This is a genomic window from Microbacterium xylanilyticum (assembly GCF_054654695.1).
This window is the reverse complement of sequence record NZ_BAAIEN010000002.1, coordinates 128,840-142,340: the sequence shown is the minus strand read 5'-3', so window position 1 is coordinate 142,340 and position 13,501 is coordinate 128,840. Positions and strand designations below refer to the sequence as shown.

Below are 13,501 nucleotides of genomic sequence, written 5' to 3'. Positions count from 1 at the left end.
TCCATTGTGCGCCTCGGACGCGAAACCGGATCCGGCTGATCTGCGCCGACCTGCGGACGCGGTCCGCGCTCAGCCGCGCAGGGGAGTGGTCCGGGCGGACACCCGGGGCAGGTCCGGCACCAGTACGGCGAGCACGCGCACGAACGTCGTCATCCAGACCAGGCCCAGCCCCACGGCGATCGCCTCGAGGCCGGTGGACGAGTACAGCCCCACAGGCCAGTGCAGCAGCACGGCCCCCACGAGCAGCACGCCCAGGCCGACGGTCGTGATCAGCAGCGCCCGCGGCGGACCCGGCAGCGCCCTCGCCGACATCACCGCGGCGAGCGCGAACAGCAGAAGCGTGGCGATCGCCGCGATCCAGTGCACGACCCGGTTCCGCTCGATCGGCACGAAGCCGACCACGGCGAGGGCCAGCCCGGTCGCGGCCCACAGCACGACCACCCCGGCGATCCTCCGCAGAGCCGCATCGCCGAGCAGCCGGTGCAGGTCGCGGCCGATGTAGGAGCCGACCGTGGCGAACAACAGGCCGGCGACGATGAGCGTGCCGTTGAACGCCCACCCGCCGACACCGAGCCCGAGCTGCGAGAAGTTCTGCTGCCACCACAGCGGATCCGCCGCCGTGCCCATCGCGAACAAGGTGCCGATCGTGAGGAACCCGAACAGCAGCGCCGCCAGATCCCGGGTGCGCAGGCCGACGCCGGCGCTGTACGCGAACCGTCCGCCGATCGCCGAGGCCACGCCCGCGATGAGCGCGCCACCGAGAGCGGGAGCGGTGAAGTCGTGCAGTCCCGCGCCGAACACGAGCCCGGCCAGCAGCACGCCCAGCGCGGTCACAGCTGCGAAGACGACGGTCAGCGCGACCGCGGAGATGTGCGAGACCGCGGTCTGCCACGGCGGCATCGGATCCGTCTCGCCGCGGCGGTGCTGCAGCGTGCTGACGACGAACGCGGCGGCCGCGATCACGGCGGCGATCACCGCCACCGGCTGGCTGAGCGACCCTGGTCCGGTCAGTGGCCGCGGCGGACCCTGCAACAGGGCGAGACCGGCGAGGGTGCCCACGGCGAGGCAGAGCGCCGTCGCCCACACGGTGCGCGTCTCGGCGTCGAGTCGATCCGCGGTGTCCATGCCGACATCGAACCACGCACGGCCGACGTCCGCGTCGCGCCGGTCCGAGAAGATCGGATCCCGGACCCTGGCTGGGGGCAGTCGGGCGTCAGCGCGGAACGGTGCCGGTTACGCCGTGCAGCTCGCCGCGCAACGGCCAGCGTCCGTTGTGCTGTCGGAACTCGTTCGCGCGCAGCAGCGGTGAGAGGTCGTACATCCTCGGGTTCAGGCGCAGCCGCGGGCCGGACGCCGCGCGCACCGTGAGGCGGAGCTGCCCGCCCGAGGCGCGGACGCCGAACTCGGTGATGTCGGCGTAGGCGATGACGCCCTCCCGTCCCCACACGGTGCGGAAGGCGATCTCGTCGGCCCGCGGCTCGACGTAGAAGTTGCGGTACATCAGCAGGAACGCGGCCCCGCCGAGCACGATCGCCACCGCCGCGATCCGCATCGGCCAGAGCAGCCCCGTCGTGTCGTCGGCCGTGAACGACGACAGCGCCATGAGCCCGCCGACCGCGACGAACAGGATCCCGACGAGCAGCACGAAGATCGGCATGCGCTGCCGCACCGGTCCCACCGATCGACGCCCGCGCATCCTCGACACGGCCGCCGCCACGAGGATCAGCACGGCCACGACGAGGAGGATCTTCACCACGACGGCGGACATCCCTCGACCGTACCGCGTCCCGGCGTCCGCACATCGATGGGATGGCCGGCCGCGGCACGATGCAGGGGAACCCGGCCGCACCCCCGCCCGGAGGGTGAGGACGACCGGGGTCCCCTGCGTCGTGTGCGTCAGACCAGGACGAGGTCCTCCATGCGGGCGTACGAGGCCTCCATGCCGTCGATCATGCCCGTGGCGAGGATCATGTCGCGGGTGGCGGCGTCGGGGTACTCCACGAGCAGGGTGATCAGCGTCGCGCCGTCCTCCTCGTAGAGGGAGAGGTCGTTCAGCGTGACCGGGCCCTCGGTGCCCTGCATCTTCTCGGTGGTGACCATGCGGCGCGGCGCCTCGACGATCAGCGCCTCGCCCTCGAAGCCGAACGCCTGCCCGGGGGTGTCTCCGACCGGTGCCCACGAGTTGCGATAGGTCTGACCGGGCTCGGTCGCCACCACGCACTCCGTCAACTCCCAGCCGTCGGGACCGAGCAGCCACTTCTTCATCAGCTCGGGGTCGGTGTGCGCGCGCCACACGAGCTCCTGCGGACCGTCGACGAGGCGCGTGATGCGCACGTGCGTGTCGTCGAGCACCTCGAGCTGCGTACCCTTGCCCTGCGCGTAGTCGCGCAGGTCCTGCAGCACCGCGTCGAGCTGGGCCATCGCCGCCTTCGTGCCCTCGATCACGCCCATCGCCACGACCTGATCGAGCGCCTCGACCGAGTCGAAGTGGCTGGTGCCGGTCATCCGGGTGCCCTCGGCGGTCGGCGAGAACTCCAGCCGCATCCGCATCGCGGGGAAGCCGTCGATCGGCTGCCCGGCGTCGTCGACGAACGAGTCGAGCACCTCGAACATGGTGGGCGCCTCGATGCGCGTGAACTCCCACCGCCCGGACGACTTCTCGCCGCGCGGGCCGGTGAGACGGTACTGCGCGAAGCCGCCGACCGTGTGGTCGAACTCCGTGAAGGTCGCCGGCCACCCCGGAGGACCCCAGAAGCGCTCGAGCTGGCGCGGGTCGGAGTAGGCGGCCCAGACGCGCTCCACCGGGGCGGCGAAGTCGGCGAGGATCGTCAGCGTCAGGTTCTCGGGATCGGTGATCACGTCGGTGACGGGCATGTCACCCTCCTTCATGTGTCGGTCGGTTCTGTCGGTCAGTTCTCGGATCCGCGGGGCGCGGATCCGGGTTCGGGGGCGTCCTCGGCGAGCAGGTCGTCGAGGCGGGAGATCCGGGAGCGCCACAGCTCCTCGTATCGGGCGAGCAAGGCGCGAGCGCGGGCGATCATCTCCGGATTCGCGCGGACGAGCCGCTCGCGTCCTTCGGCGCGCTTGATGATGAGCTCGGCCGCCTCGAGCACGGCGACGTGCTTCTGCACCGCCGCGAACGACATGTCGTAGTCGCGGGCGAGTGCGGAGACGGACTGCTCCTCGGCGATCGTGCGGCGCAGGATGTCACGCCGCGTGCTCGCCGCGAGGGCCTGGAACACACGGTCGATCTGTTCATCGCTCAGTTCATTTCGTACAACCATTTGGTTGTACGTTAGGCCGACCGGATCCGGATGTCAAGAGGTGATCGGGATCGGATCCGGTCCGCATCACACGGGCGCGAACTCCACCTCGGGCGCGACCCCGAGGAACGCCGCGCATCGGGCTGCGGCCTTCTGGATCTCGGCACGCTCGCGGACGCTGAGCCTGCGGTGCGGCGTGAGGGCGAAGACCGCCTTGCGCGCATCGACGCTCCGCCGCATGCCGGCGACGAGCTGACCGTCGACCAGCACCATGCCGATCGTGGCTTCGCGCTCCCGCGGCACGATCCCCTCGGCGTCCAAAACCCAGCGGGAGTCCTGATATCCGCGGTACATCTCGTCGAGGATCTGCAGCACGGGTCGTCCAGTAGGCGAGGTCTCGATCCGTGGCGGGGCCGTGCGAGCCGAGGTAGCGGAGGGCGAGGCGTCCGAGCGCCTCGTCCCGGTCGATCGGCACGGACGACGGCAGTCGCTCCGCGGCGAGGGCGTAGGTGTGCTGACCGTCGCGGGGCACGCCGCTGGTGATCAGGAGCTGGAGCTCGAGGCGGCCGAGCAGGAGAGTCAGCTGAGACGAGGGCACGTCGAGTCCCGCCTCCGCGAGGGCAGCGGCGAGCTCGGGCCGGGTGCGGCCGTCGCCACCCCCGACGGCGTGGACGATCGCGTCGGTGAGCACTGCGAGGCGATCCGCCGAGGGCTGCAGCTGCCGGTCGAACACCGGCAGCACGCGCGGGGCGGTGAGCTCGATGAGCCAGCGTGCGTCCTCGGCATGCACGTAGTGCCAGGTCGGTCTGAGGACATGGGTGCGCACGATCCGTCATCGGAAAGGGCGCCCTGGAGGTCGTCGGGCCGGGGCGAGACGGTGCGCGCCGCCACCGCCCAGGCGGACTGGGCGGGGTTCTCGGCCTGCACGGCGAGCATCGTGCGCACGACGCTCTCGGCGCCCTCGGCCGGATCCACGAGCAGCTGCGCGCGCAGCCGCCGCCGGGCGATGTCGCGGAGAACGGCGCCCTCCGAGTGCGTCGTGACCATGCCGCCATCCCGTCGACCGCGGGTCCGACCGCGGGAGCGCACCGCGTCGCGGCCCGACCCGACCCCGCCCGGCCGCCCGCGGCGTCAGGGCGCGATGTTCTCCAGGTCGGCGAGTAGCGACGGATGCGTCGGCGTCCAGCCGAGCTCCTCGCGGGTGCGCCGGCTGGATGCGGGCTGGTCCGCGACGAAGATCGCGCCGAGGGGGCCGAACGTCTCGGGCGGCACGGACGCCACCGGCAGCTCGAGCCGCCGCCCGATCACCTCCACGATGTCGCGGACGGGGTCGCCTTCGTCGCCGACGGCGTGCCACGAGGTCCCGGCCGGCGCGCTCTCGAGCGCAAGACGGAACAGCGATGCCGCATCGTCGGCATGCACGGCGGGCCAGCGCTGAGCGCCGTCACCCGGATAGATCGCGGTGCCGTTGGTGCGGGCGATGTTCGTCAGGATCCCCGCGAACCCGCCCGTGCCGTTCTTGTGGACGGTGCGGGGCAGACGGACCGCGGATGCCCGCACGCCCTGATCGGCGAGCCCGAGCACGGCGCTCACCGCACGGCCGCGGCCGCCGACCGGGCCTTCCAGGTTCAGCGGATCCGCCTCCGTGGCGGGGCGTCCCGGGACCGCCGGCGTCCCCGCGCAGGTGACGACGGGGCGATCGGTGCCGACGAGCGCCGCGCCGAGGACCTCGAGGGCCGCGGCTTCCTCCGCCACGCCGGCCGCCACCGCCTCAGGACTGCTGAAGTCGTTGCGGAACGCGAGGTGGATCACCCCGTCCACCGCACCGGCGGCCGTGCGGAGGACGTCGTGGTCGCCGAGGTCACCGCGGATCGACTCCGCGCCGATGGCGTGAAGCCGTTCCGCCGAGGCCCCGGAGCGAGCGAGGGCGAGGACCTGATGATCGTGAGCGAGGAGCTCGGTCACGACGGCGGTTCCGATGAGGCCGGTGCCGCCGGTGATGAATACGCGCATGATGTCTCCCGAAAGGTGATGTCAGACTGTGACATGGCTCAGGTTAGCATGCGATGTCAGACAATGACATCACTAGGATGGGACGCATGGGTCGATGGGAACCGGACGCCGCGGGACGGCTGCGCGCGGCCGCGCTGGAGCTCTTCGAGGAGGTCGGGTTCGACCAGGCGACGGTCGCGGAGATCTCCGAGCGGGCGGGCGTCACGTCGCGCACCTTCTTCCGTTACTTCGCCGACAAGCAGGAGGTCCTGTTCGCCGGGTCGGAGAACCTCGGGATCGAGATGGCCGCCGCCCTGACCGCCGCGCCTGCCGACGCGTCCGCGCGCGAGGCGCTCGACGCCGCGCTCGACCAGGCGGCCGTGCTCCTGACCTCGCGTGCGGACTTCGCCCGTCGCCGTCATGCGGTGGTGAGCAGCAACCCCGCGCTGCGCGAGCGGGAGACGATGAAGATGGACCGCGTGATCGAGACGCTCGCGGCGGGCCTGCGGGACCGCGGGGTGGCCGATCCGCTCGCGATCATGACGGCGCACGTGGGGGTCGCCGCGTTCCGGGTCGCGTTCGACGCCTGGGCCCGGGATCCGGCGCTCGACCTCCGCGCCGCGATGGCCGCCAATCTCGCGGCGCTCTCCCCGGCCGCCGCCTGACGCGGTCGGAGGGCAGACTCCCCGGACGCTGAGCCTGTCGAAGCGTCAGCCGACTGGATCCGGACCCTTCGACAGGCTCAGGGACCGGACACGCACACCCATGGATCCGGGCCCTTCGACAAGCCCAGGGACCGGATACGCAGATCCATGGATCCGGGCTCTTCGACAGGCTCAGGGACCGGATACGCGGATCCGCGGATCCATGAACGGACCTATCCTGGCCGCATGACCGAGAATCCGGATCCGCACATCGTCGCGGACGGACTGCTGCCGACGCCGTTCACAGCCGCCGAGATCCGCGATGCGCTCCGCGGCGGCGCCACGATCCGGATCCGCACCGAAGCACCCGACGGGGCGGCGACGGAGCGGGTCAACCGCTTCTCCGACGGCGACGCGGACGGCGCGACGCTGACCGCCCATCCCGCCGACGACCCCGGATCGGCCGTCTCGAAGCGCGTCACCTGGCGGGAGCTGCAGGCGCACGCCGCCTTCCCCGCCGAGCGCACGACGGTCGGATCCGAGACGATCGAGCATCCGCTCGGGCGCCTGGAGTGCCGGCGCTACGCCGTGCGCGACGACGACGGCGACACGGTGTTCTGGTTCGCGCTCGCGCACCCCGGGATGCCGGTGCGATACGAGACGACCGACGCGGCCGGCACCACCCGGACCACGGTGCTCGCGATCACCCGGGGCTGAGTGCCGCCGCCGAACCCCCGCAGCTCAGGACGCCTCGGGCGAAGCCGGCGAGCCCAGCACCGCGTCGAGCAGGCCCGGGAACCGCTCGTCGAGGTCGTCCCGGCGCAGCGTGAGGATGCGCCGGCGTCCGTTCGGCTCGTTGCGGATGACACCCGCCTCGCGCAGCACCTTCATGAAGTGCGACTTGGTCGACTTCGGCAGATTCGGATCCGTCGCGCGGCACGCCGCCATGTCGAGGGGACCGTCGACGAGCTGGCGCGCGATGGCCAGACGCTCCGGGTCGCTGAGCGCGAAGAGCACCGCGGTGAGCTCGATCTCCGAGCGTTCCGGATGCGGGAGGTCGACGGCGCCTGCCGCCGGTCTCGCCCTTCTGGCCGTCAGCATGCTGCTGTTCGGGAACGCCGGATCCGTGCTGCTGCTCGTGCTCGCGAGGATCCTGCAGGGCGTCGCGAGCGGACTGCTCATCGCAGCCTTCTCCGCGACGGTGCTCGATCTCGCGCCGCCCGCACGCCCCGCGACTGCGGCGCTCTGGAACGCACTGAGCCCTGGGATCGGTCTGGCGGCCGGCGCCCTGATCGCCGCGGTCGCTCTGGACGCGACGCCCGAGGCATTGGCCGACGTGTTCGTTCCGCTCGCCGCCGTCTACGTCGCGCTCGCCGCGCTCATGTTCGTCGCACCGGAGACCGCGCCGCGACTGCCCGGCGCCTGGGCGTCGCTGCAGTTCCGCCTGTCCGTGCCGACGGGCATCCGCGCGGAGTTCTGGCGGGCCGCACCGGCGGTCGTCGCCGGCTGGGCGACCGGCGGGCTGTTCCTGTCCCTCGGAGCGAACATCGTCCGCGCCGAGCTGGGTGGCACGGCGCACGTCTGGCAGGGCCTCGCGGTCGCCCTCCTCGCCGGAGTCGGGGCGGTCACCGCCTTCGCGATCCGGCGCCGCACCGCGCGCACGATCGTGATCTTCGGCACCGCGGCGCTCGCCGCCGGCACCGCGCTGTCGCTGCTCGCGCTCGCGATCGGCTCCCTGGCGGCGTACCTCGTGGCTGCGGCTGTGACCGGCATGGGCTTCGGCACCGCGTTCTTCGGCGTCGTCGGGTCCCTCGCGCCACGGATCCCGACGACCCAGCGCGCGGATGCCTTCGCGGTGCTATACCTGCTCGCCTATCTCGCCTTCGGGCTGCCCGCGGTCGTCGCCGGCATGCTCGTCGCGCAGGTGGGACTCGGCGCCGTCTGCGTCGGCTACGGGGTCGTCGTCATCGCACTGGCGGTGATCGCCCTGGTGCTGCGCGTTCGCCGGCCGGCGTGATCGGCGACGCGGGCGTAGCGCTTGCCGACCGTCAGGCCGTGGATCCGTGCCCTTCGACAGGCTCAGGGACCGGATACTGGCCCCGGGGGGCAGGTGCGGCGCTCGCACGCGAGCCCCGCGCTGCGAGCTCCGCACTCCGCGCCGTCGTCAGCGGTCAGCGCGGTCCGCGCCGGGACAGCCCGGCGAACAGCGCGTGCAGCAGCGGCAGCGCCGAGACGCTCATCAGCACGATGCCGAGCGCCGGAGCCGGCGCGAGCACGAGCGCCCCGCCGATGAGCAGCGCGGCGAACAGCAGCGCCGACACACCGCGCCGGATGAGGCCGTCGATGCGGTCGAGGCGGCGCTCGATGCGCGAGGTGTCGAAGGCTACGGATCCGTCGTCGACGCGCGTGATGAGATCGTCGATCCGCCTCGGCAGGCGCCATAGGATGCCCGCGTTCGCGACGGTCTGCGCGGCGAAGTCCTGCACGATGTTACCGCTCTCGTCCGCCAGCAGCCGGGTGGCGTAGGGCTCGATCGATTCCCAGATGTTGAACTGCGGATCCAGTCCGCTGCACATGCCGGAGGTGAGCGAGACCGCGCGGATCAGCAGGAGCAGTCCTTCGGGAAGCTGCACCGGCAGCGAGCGCATCGTGTCGCCGAACTCGACGGCGAAGCTCTGGAACTCGCGCGGGTCCACGTCGCGCAGCTCGGCGAAGCCCATGCCGCCGAAGCGGGCGAACAGGGCGGAGAGCGCCCGCTCGAGGTCGCGGTTCTCCGCCGACGGCATCAGCACGCCGATCTCCTGCGCGGCCGCGACCATGCCCTTCCCGTCGCGGGAGGCGGCGGCGATGAACAGCGTGCGCAGTCCGTGCCGGATCCCCTCGGGCACCTCGGCCATCATCCCGAAGTCGATGAAGGTGAGTCGCCACGCGGGATGCGGCCCGCCCGCGGACTCGCCGGTCCCTGAGCGTCCCTCGTCTCGGAGCTTCGCCCCTCGCTCGGGAACCGCGAAGCGAGACGAAGGGCCCGTGGAAGCGCCCGGCATCCCGACGCCGCCCGCCTGGTGCGGCGTCACGAAGATGTTGCCGGGATGCGGATCCGCGTGCACGAATCCGTGCGTGAAGACCTGGTCGAACATGACCTCGGCGAACACGCGGGCGACCTCGGCCGGGTCGATCCCCGCCGCGCGCAGGGCCTCGACGTCGTTGATTTTGATCGCGGTGACGTCGGAGAGGGTGAGCACGCGGCGCGTGGTGCGCTCCCAGGCGACGAGCGGGGCGTCCACTCGGGGGTCGTCGACGAACGCCTCGGCGAACCGCTCGGCCGCGGCCGCCTCGTGGATGTAGTCGATCTCCTCGAGGCTCGTCTGGGCGAACTCCTCCACGAGCGCCGGGGCGTTCACGCGATCGGCGATGAACCGGATCCGCCGCAGCCACCCGGCGACGCGGCGGAGTGCGGCGAGATCCGTGGCGACCACCTGGTCGATGCCCGGACGCTGCACCTTGACGACGACCTCCGCGAATCCGGCGTCGGCCGCGTCCTGCACGGAGAGCCGGGCACGGTGCGCCTGCCCCAGCGACGCCGCGGCGAGCGGAGTCTCCTCGAACCACGCGAACGCGCGTTCGAGGGGCACGTCGAGCTCGGCTTCGGCGAGCGCGCGGATCCGGTCCACGGGCACGGCCGGCACCTCGTCCTGCAGGCCGGCGAGCTCGGTGGTGATCTCGGGCGGCAGCACGTCGAGGCGCGACGACAGGAACTGGCCGACCTTGATCATGAGCCCGCCCAGCTGCACGGCGAGCACGTGGAACCGCTGAGCGAGCGTGCGCATCCGCCGCTCGCGGCTGCTCTCCGCGACGCGGGTCAGGCCGATCCGCGGAAGGGCGATCTCGTACCACCACGTCTGGACGAGCACACGCGCGGCGAAGCCCAGGATCCGCCGGTACCGGGCGCGCAGCGGCGGCCCCTGGTCGCCGGGCGGGCTCGGAACGGCCGAGCGACCGGCCGCGCGCCCCGGGTCCGATGCTGCGCCGGCCGCGCGCGCGGCCCCCGCGACGGCGGCCGGATCCGCCCTCCCGTCGGCCGTCGCCGGCTCGGGCGCGCTGCCCGGCGCCTGGCTCAGGAACCAGTCGTCGCCCTCACCCGTCATCAGTCGGCGAGGATCGCGTACAGGCGTCGGCGGGCCTCGTCGAGCACGTCGACCGCCTGCTGCACCTGCTCGGGCGTTCCCGTGCGCGCGACCTGCGCCGCGGCACCGGCGAGGTCGACCCCCGCCTTCGGGAGTGCGCCGAAGGAGGCCGCACCCGTGCGCGCACTCGACCCCTCCCACGGCGGCGTGCCCGCCTCCTCCGCGACGGCGCGACCCGCCTCGGTCAGAGAGTACGTCTTGCGGCCGCCCTGCTCGGCGGCCTCGATGAGCCCCTCGTCGGCGAGCAGCTGCAGCGTGGGATAGACGGATCCGGCGCTCGGCTTCCACGAGCCGCCGCTGCGCTCCTCGATCTCCTGGATGATCTGGTAGCCGTGCATGGGCTGCTCGGCGAGCAGCGCGAGCACCGCCGTGCGCACATCACCGCGGGCCATCCGCGGGGTCGAGGGGCGCTGGTCGAAGACCGAGCGCAGGTGCTCCATGGCCTCCCACAGACCCGCCGTCGGATTCATGCCCGGGCGTCGCCCGAAGCCGCGGCCGCCCCCCGGACCGAACTCCGTTCCGCCGAAACCACGCGATGCATAGCTGTTGTCCATGACGACCTCCTCAGGTCCGACTCCTGTCGAGCGATAGTCAACGATATGTCGCTATGTATCGGAAGGGAAGGGCGCTAGGCGATCTTCTCGAACACCATCGTCGCCTGGATGCGGTCGCCTCCGCCGAGCCCCTTGCTGCCGGACGCCGCGGTCGTGATGGTGTGCAATCGATAGCCGAGCGCCGCCTGCTTATTGATCGCCTTCTCGAGCTCGGTGAGATTCCCGGATCCGGTTCCCCACAGCTTCTCCTTGAGGATCACCTGCAGGACGACATAGCTCATTCCGGCTGCTGCCGGCCTCGGCTGCGCACCGGCCACCGCCTCTGCCTCGATGTGGCTGATGATGCCGCTCACGCTGCGTTCGACCGGTGGCGGCGGTTGCACAGCGTCGGTCCAATTGGTGCCGTCCCACCAACGCGTTGTTCCTGACCCGTCGTCGTACCAGCCGGCCTGCGCGTCTGTCATGTGCGTCTCCTTCGTCTTGCCCACGGCCCATTCGGACTCGCGACACGGCGAGCGCCGAACGGGGTTCCACAACATCTCTACACCTGGACATCCTATTGAGCACCGCCGGCATGCGCCATGCCCGGCGCTCGGCTCGCCACGCCCTACGGTGGAGGGATGACGATCACCGCCGCGGCAGACGGATCCGCCCTGGGCAACCCCGGTCCCTGCGGCTGGGCCTGGTACATCGACGATGCGAACTGGGCGGCCGGCGGATCCCCCCACGGCACCAACAACCAGGGCGAGCTGCAGGCCGTGCTCGAGCTGCTGCGCGCCACCGCCGCGGTCGCGGGCGAGAAGCTCGTGATCGAGTGCGACAGCCGGTACGTGATCGACTCGGTGACGAAGTGGATGCCGGGCTGGAAGCGCAAGGGCTGGCGCAAGGCCGATGGCGGCCCGGTGCTCAACCGCGAGCTGCTCGAGGGCATCGACGCAGAGCTGCGCGGGCGCGACGTGTCGTTCAGCTGGGTCAAGGGCCACGCCGGACACCCCCTGAACGAGGCCGCGGATCAGCGCGCGAACGCCGCCGCGACTGCGTACCAGCGCAAGCAGGAGCCCGCCCGCGGCCCCGGTTTCACGGCCGCCGCGCCGGTCATCGCCGGGGCCTCGACGAGCATCCCGGAAACCGCAGGCCCCACGCACTCGACCGCTGCGGACGGTGGGTCCGGTGCGGCCGGCGCGGCCTCGGCCCGGACAGAGGCTCCGCCGCTGTGGGCGGAGGCGTCGGATCTGCTCGACAGCCTCGACCTGCCCGCGGCGACACCCCCGATCGACCTGCGCATCGCCCTCAGCACCGAGGAGCACGCCCGGCTCCGCGATCGCGCCGACGCCCAGGGCGTGAGCCTGGAGGAGGCGCTGCGGCGTCTGATCTGACCGGATCCGGTGCCACACTGTCGGGATGTGGATCGGATGGATCGAGTTCGACATCCTGCTCGGCGACGTGCACTCCCTGAAGGAGAAGCGCAGCGTGATCCGGCCGCTGCTCGCGGACCTCGGCCGGCGCACCGAGGCGGCGGTCGCCGAGGTGGGCGCGCAGGATCTGCACCGCCGCACCCTGCTCGGGGCAGCAGTCGTCGCGGCGCACGCGTCGCACGTGCGCGACGTGCTGGATCAGGCCGAGCGGCTGCTCACCGAGCAGCATCCCGAGATCACGGTGCTCTCGGCCCGCCGCGGGTTGCACAGCAGCGAGGACTGACGGCCACACCCCGCCCGGCGCACGCCGGTGGTCCGGATGGACGGCTTCTGGGTGGCGGCGCTGGCCGGCGTACTGGCCGGGCTCGGCGTCGCGATGCCGCTCGGCGCGTTCGTGCTGGCGCAGGGCGCAGGCGCGCTCGTGGCAGGGTGACCCTGCCGTCGGCCCGTCACCGCGCCGCGAGCAGGTCCCGCAGCTGGGCGGCCTCTTCGGCCGGCATGGAGTAGGTGTGCTCGGGCGCGGGGTACGTCCGCTCGCGCACCTCGTCGGCGTAGGCGGTGACGCCCTCGATCGCGGCGGTGCGCAGGTCGGCGTAGCGCTTGACGAACTTCGCCGCGGGGCCGTCGTAGATCCCGAGCAGGTCGTGGAACACCAGCACCTGCCCGTCGGTGGCGGATCCGGCTCCGATCCCGATCACGGGAGTGTCGATCAGCGGCATGAGGGCAGCGGTGACCTCGCTCGGCACGGCCTCGACGACGAGCAGCGCGCAGCCCGCATCCTGCAGGGCGAGGGCGTCGTCGATGAGCGACAGCGCGGCGTCGGCGGTGCGCCCCTGCGCGCGATAGCCGCCGAGCGACGTCGCGGTCTGCGGGGTGAGGCCCACGTGCCCGACGACGGGGATGCCGGCCTCGACCAGCGCCCGGGCACGGTGCACCGAGGTGCCGCCGCGCTCGATCTTGACGAGGTCGCAGCCGGTCTCCTTGACGAAGCGCTGCGCCGTCGCGAGGGCCTGGGCGTCGGAGGTCTCGTAGGAGCCGAACGGCAGATCGGCGACGAGCAGCGGCGTCGTGAGCCCGCGCCGCACGGCCTTGGTGAGCATGATCATCTCGTCGACCGACACAGGCACCGTGCTGTCGTAGCCGAGCACGGTCATCGCCGCGGAGTCGCCGACGAGCACGATGTCGACGCCGGCTGCCTCCACGATCTGCGCGCCCGGGTGGTCGTATGCGGTGACCATGACGATCGGCTCGCCCGCGGCCTTCTTCGCGGCGAGGTCCCCGAGCCCGAGGCGGCGGGGAGCGGCATACGCGCTCATGCGAGGGCCTCCCGGAGCGGTGCGCCGGCCCTTGGCGCTTTGGCCGCCGTCCCGGATGACCGACGATGTCCCGTTTCGCCGACGAATTCGCCGAGTACGTCGGCGAAACGGGACAAGGTCCGCTGTTCGGGAC

16 protein-coding genes and 1 pseudogene are annotated in these 13,501 nt (G+C 72.1%); 5 read left to right on the top strand and 12 right to left on the bottom strand.

Annotated elements, in window-relative coordinates:
* Window positions 1-69: 69 nt before the first annotated feature.
* The 7 genes and pseudogenes from ACYQ1L_RS01210 to ACYQ1L_RS01180 form a co-directional block, all read right to left on the bottom strand.
* Complete coding sequence (locus ACYQ1L_RS01210; RefSeq protein ID WP_460002394.1) at window positions 70-1,125, bottom strand: DUF998 domain-containing protein; 1,056 nt, start codon at window positions 1,123-1,125, stop codon at window positions 70-72.
* Between the two features lie 88 nt (window positions 1,126-1,213).
* Window positions 1,214-1,768 (bottom strand): hypothetical protein, encoded by a 555-nt coding sequence (locus ACYQ1L_RS01205; RefSeq protein WP_460002392.1) that lies wholly within the window; start codon window positions 1,766-1,768, stop codon window positions 1,214-1,216.
* A gap of 128 nt (window positions 1,769-1,896) precedes the next feature.
* On the bottom strand, window positions 1,897-2,874 hold the full coding sequence (locus tag ACYQ1L_RS01200) for an SRPBCC family protein (RefSeq protein WP_460002391.1): 978 nt from the start codon (window positions 2,872-2,874) through the stop codon (window positions 1,897-1,899).
* 35 nt (window positions 2,875-2,909) lie between these two features.
* Window positions 2,910-3,284 carry an ArsR/SmtB family transcription factor gene (locus tag ACYQ1L_RS01195; RefSeq protein ID WP_460002390.1) on the bottom strand — a complete coding sequence of 125 codons (375 nt, stop codon included), beginning with the start codon at window positions 3,282-3,284 and terminating at the stop codon, window positions 2,910-2,912.
* 66 nt (window positions 3,285-3,350) lie between these two features.
* Window positions 3,351-3,665 carry a DNA glycosylase AlkZ-like family protein gene (locus ACYQ1L_RS01190; RefSeq protein ID WP_460005741.1) on the bottom strand — a complete coding sequence of 105 codons (315 nt, stop codon included), beginning with the start codon at window positions 3,663-3,665 and terminating at the stop codon, window positions 3,351-3,353.
* 9 nt (window positions 3,666-3,674) lie between these two features.
* Window positions 3,675-4,089: pseudogene (locus ACYQ1L_RS01185) on the bottom strand (DNA glycosylase AlkZ-like family protein); the annotation flags it as partial.
* 305 nt (window positions 4,090-4,394) lie between these two features.
* On the bottom strand, window positions 4,395-5,276 hold the full coding sequence (locus ACYQ1L_RS01180) for an SDR family oxidoreductase (RefSeq protein ID WP_460002388.1): 882 nt from the start codon (window positions 5,274-5,276) through the stop codon (window positions 4,395-4,397).
* A gap of 86 nt (window positions 5,277-5,362) precedes the next feature.
* Between ACYQ1L_RS01180 and ACYQ1L_RS01175 the strand changes: the two genes are divergently transcribed.
* Window positions 5,363-5,920: a TetR/AcrR family transcriptional regulator gene (locus ACYQ1L_RS01175; RefSeq protein WP_460002387.1), complete on the top strand. Its 558-nt coding sequence runs from the start codon at window positions 5,363-5,365 to the stop codon at window positions 5,918-5,920.
* Between the two features lie 225 nt (window positions 5,921-6,145).
* Window positions 6,146-6,616, top strand: coding sequence for a hypothetical protein (locus tag ACYQ1L_RS01170; protein WP_460002385.1), 471 nt, complete (start codon window positions 6,146-6,148; stop codon window positions 6,614-6,616).
* Window positions 6,617-6,640: 24 nt separating this feature from the next.
* Here the strand turns inward: ACYQ1L_RS01170 and ACYQ1L_RS01165 are convergent, their stop codons facing one another.
* A complete protein-coding gene (locus ACYQ1L_RS01165) occupies window positions 6,641-7,000 on the bottom strand; it encodes an ArsR/SmtB family transcription factor (RefSeq protein WP_460002384.1) in 360 nt (119 codons plus the stop codon).
* Between ACYQ1L_RS01165 and ACYQ1L_RS01160 the strand changes: the two genes are divergently transcribed.
* On the top strand, window positions 6,999-7,916 hold the full coding sequence (locus tag ACYQ1L_RS01160) for an MFS transporter (RefSeq protein WP_460002383.1): 918 nt from the start codon (window positions 6,999-7,001) through the stop codon (window positions 7,914-7,916). The genes ACYQ1L_RS01165 and ACYQ1L_RS01160 overlap by 2 nt on opposite strands.
* A 154-nt stretch (window positions 7,917-8,070) precedes the next feature.
* On the opposite strand, the gene ACYQ1L_RS01155 is transcribed toward ACYQ1L_RS01160, so the two are convergent.
* The 3 genes from ACYQ1L_RS01155 to ACYQ1L_RS01145 form a co-directional block, all read right to left on the bottom strand.
* Window positions 8,071-10,044 carry an ABC1 kinase family protein gene (locus tag ACYQ1L_RS01155; RefSeq protein ID WP_460002381.1) on the bottom strand — a complete coding sequence of 658 codons (1,974 nt, stop codon included), beginning with the start codon at window positions 10,042-10,044 and terminating at the stop codon, window positions 8,071-8,073.
* Window positions 10,044-10,637, bottom strand: coding sequence for a PadR family transcriptional regulator (locus ACYQ1L_RS01150; protein WP_460002379.1), 594 nt, complete (start codon window positions 10,635-10,637; stop codon window positions 10,044-10,046). Before ACYQ1L_RS01150 ends, ACYQ1L_RS01155 begins: the two co-directional genes overlap by 1 nt.
* A gap of 74 nt (window positions 10,638-10,711) precedes the next feature.
* The gene (locus ACYQ1L_RS01145) at window positions 10,712-11,101 is read right to left on the bottom strand and encodes a DUF2510 domain-containing protein (RefSeq protein ID WP_460002378.1); all 390 of its coding nucleotides are present in this window, start codon (window positions 11,099-11,101) and stop codon (window positions 10,712-10,714) included.
* A 156-nt stretch (window positions 11,102-11,257) separates the two neighbouring features.
* Here ACYQ1L_RS01145 and ACYQ1L_RS01140 point away from each other — a divergent pair, with 156 nt between their 5' ends.
* Both ACYQ1L_RS01140 and ACYQ1L_RS01135 read left to right on the top strand, forming a co-directional pair.
* On the top strand, window positions 11,258-12,013 hold the full coding sequence (locus tag ACYQ1L_RS01140) for a ribonuclease H family protein (RefSeq protein ID WP_460002377.1): 756 nt from the start codon (window positions 11,258-11,260) through the stop codon (window positions 12,011-12,013).
* A 25-nt stretch (window positions 12,014-12,038) separates the two neighbouring features.
* Window positions 12,039-12,335, top strand: a complete 297-nt coding sequence (locus ACYQ1L_RS01135) for a DUF503 domain-containing protein (RefSeq protein WP_460002375.1) — start codon at window positions 12,039-12,041, stop codon at window positions 12,333-12,335.
* 166 nt (window positions 12,336-12,501) lie between these two features.
* On the opposite strand, the gene panB is transcribed toward ACYQ1L_RS01135, so the two are convergent.
* Complete coding sequence (gene panB / locus ACYQ1L_RS01130) at window positions 12,502-13,368, bottom strand: 3-methyl-2-oxobutanoate hydroxymethyltransferase (RefSeq protein WP_460002374.1); 867 nt, start codon at window positions 13,366-13,368, stop codon at window positions 12,502-12,504.
* Between the last annotated feature and the right edge of the window lie 133 nt (window positions 13,369-13,501).

Coding starts and splice junctions, on each gene's coding strand:
- ACYQ1L_RS01135 (WP_460002375.1), top strand. CDS start 12,039: ATGTGGATCGGATGGATCGAGTTCGACATCCTGCTCGGCGACGTGCAC.
- ACYQ1L_RS01175 (WP_460002387.1), top strand. CDS start 5,363: ATGGGTCGATGGGAACCGGACGCCGCGGGACGGCTGCGCGCGGCCGCG.
- ACYQ1L_RS01200 (WP_460002391.1), bottom strand. CDS start 2,874: ATGCCCGTCACCGACGTGATCACCGATCCCGAGAACCTGACGCTGACG.
- ACYQ1L_RS01145 (WP_460002378.1), bottom strand. CDS start 11,101: ATGACAGACGCGCAGGCCGGCTGGTACGACGACGGGTCAGGAACAACG.
- ACYQ1L_RS01150 (WP_460002379.1), bottom strand. CDS start 10,637: ATGGACAACAGCTATGCATCGCGTGGTTTCGGCGGAACGGAGTTCGGT.
- ACYQ1L_RS01210 (WP_460002394.1), bottom strand. CDS start 1,125: ATGGACACCGCGGATCGACTCGACGCCGAGACGCGCACCGTGTGGGCG.
- ACYQ1L_RS01165 (WP_460002384.1), bottom strand. CDS start 7,000: ATGCTGACGGCCAGAAGGGCGAGACCGGCGGCAGGCGCCGTCGACCTC.
- ACYQ1L_RS01195 (WP_460002390.1), bottom strand. CDS start 3,284: ATGGTTGTACGAAATGAACTGAGCGATGAACAGATCGACCGTGTGTTC.
- ACYQ1L_RS01155 (WP_460002381.1), bottom strand. CDS start 10,044: ATGACGGGTGAGGGCGACGACTGGTTCCTGAGCCAGGCGCCGGGCAGC.
- panB (WP_460002374.1), bottom strand. CDS start 13,368: ATGAGCGCGTATGCCGCTCCCCGCCGCCTCGGGCTCGGGGACCTCGCC.
- ACYQ1L_RS01180 (WP_460002388.1), bottom strand. CDS start 5,276: ATGCGCGTATTCATCACCGGCGGCACCGGCCTCATCGGAACCGCCGTC.
- ACYQ1L_RS01205 (WP_460002392.1), bottom strand. CDS start 1,768: ATGTCCGCCGTCGTGGTGAAGATCCTCCTCGTCGTGGCCGTGCTGATC.
- ACYQ1L_RS01140 (WP_460002377.1), top strand. CDS start 11,258: ATGACGATCACCGCCGCGGCAGACGGATCCGCCCTGGGCAACCCCGGT.
- ACYQ1L_RS01160 (WP_460002383.1), top strand. CDS start 6,999: ATGCTGCTGTTCGGGAACGCCGGATCCGTGCTGCTGCTCGTGCTCGCG.
- ACYQ1L_RS01170 (WP_460002385.1), top strand. CDS start 6,146: ATGACCGAGAATCCGGATCCGCACATCGTCGCGGACGGACTGCTGCCG.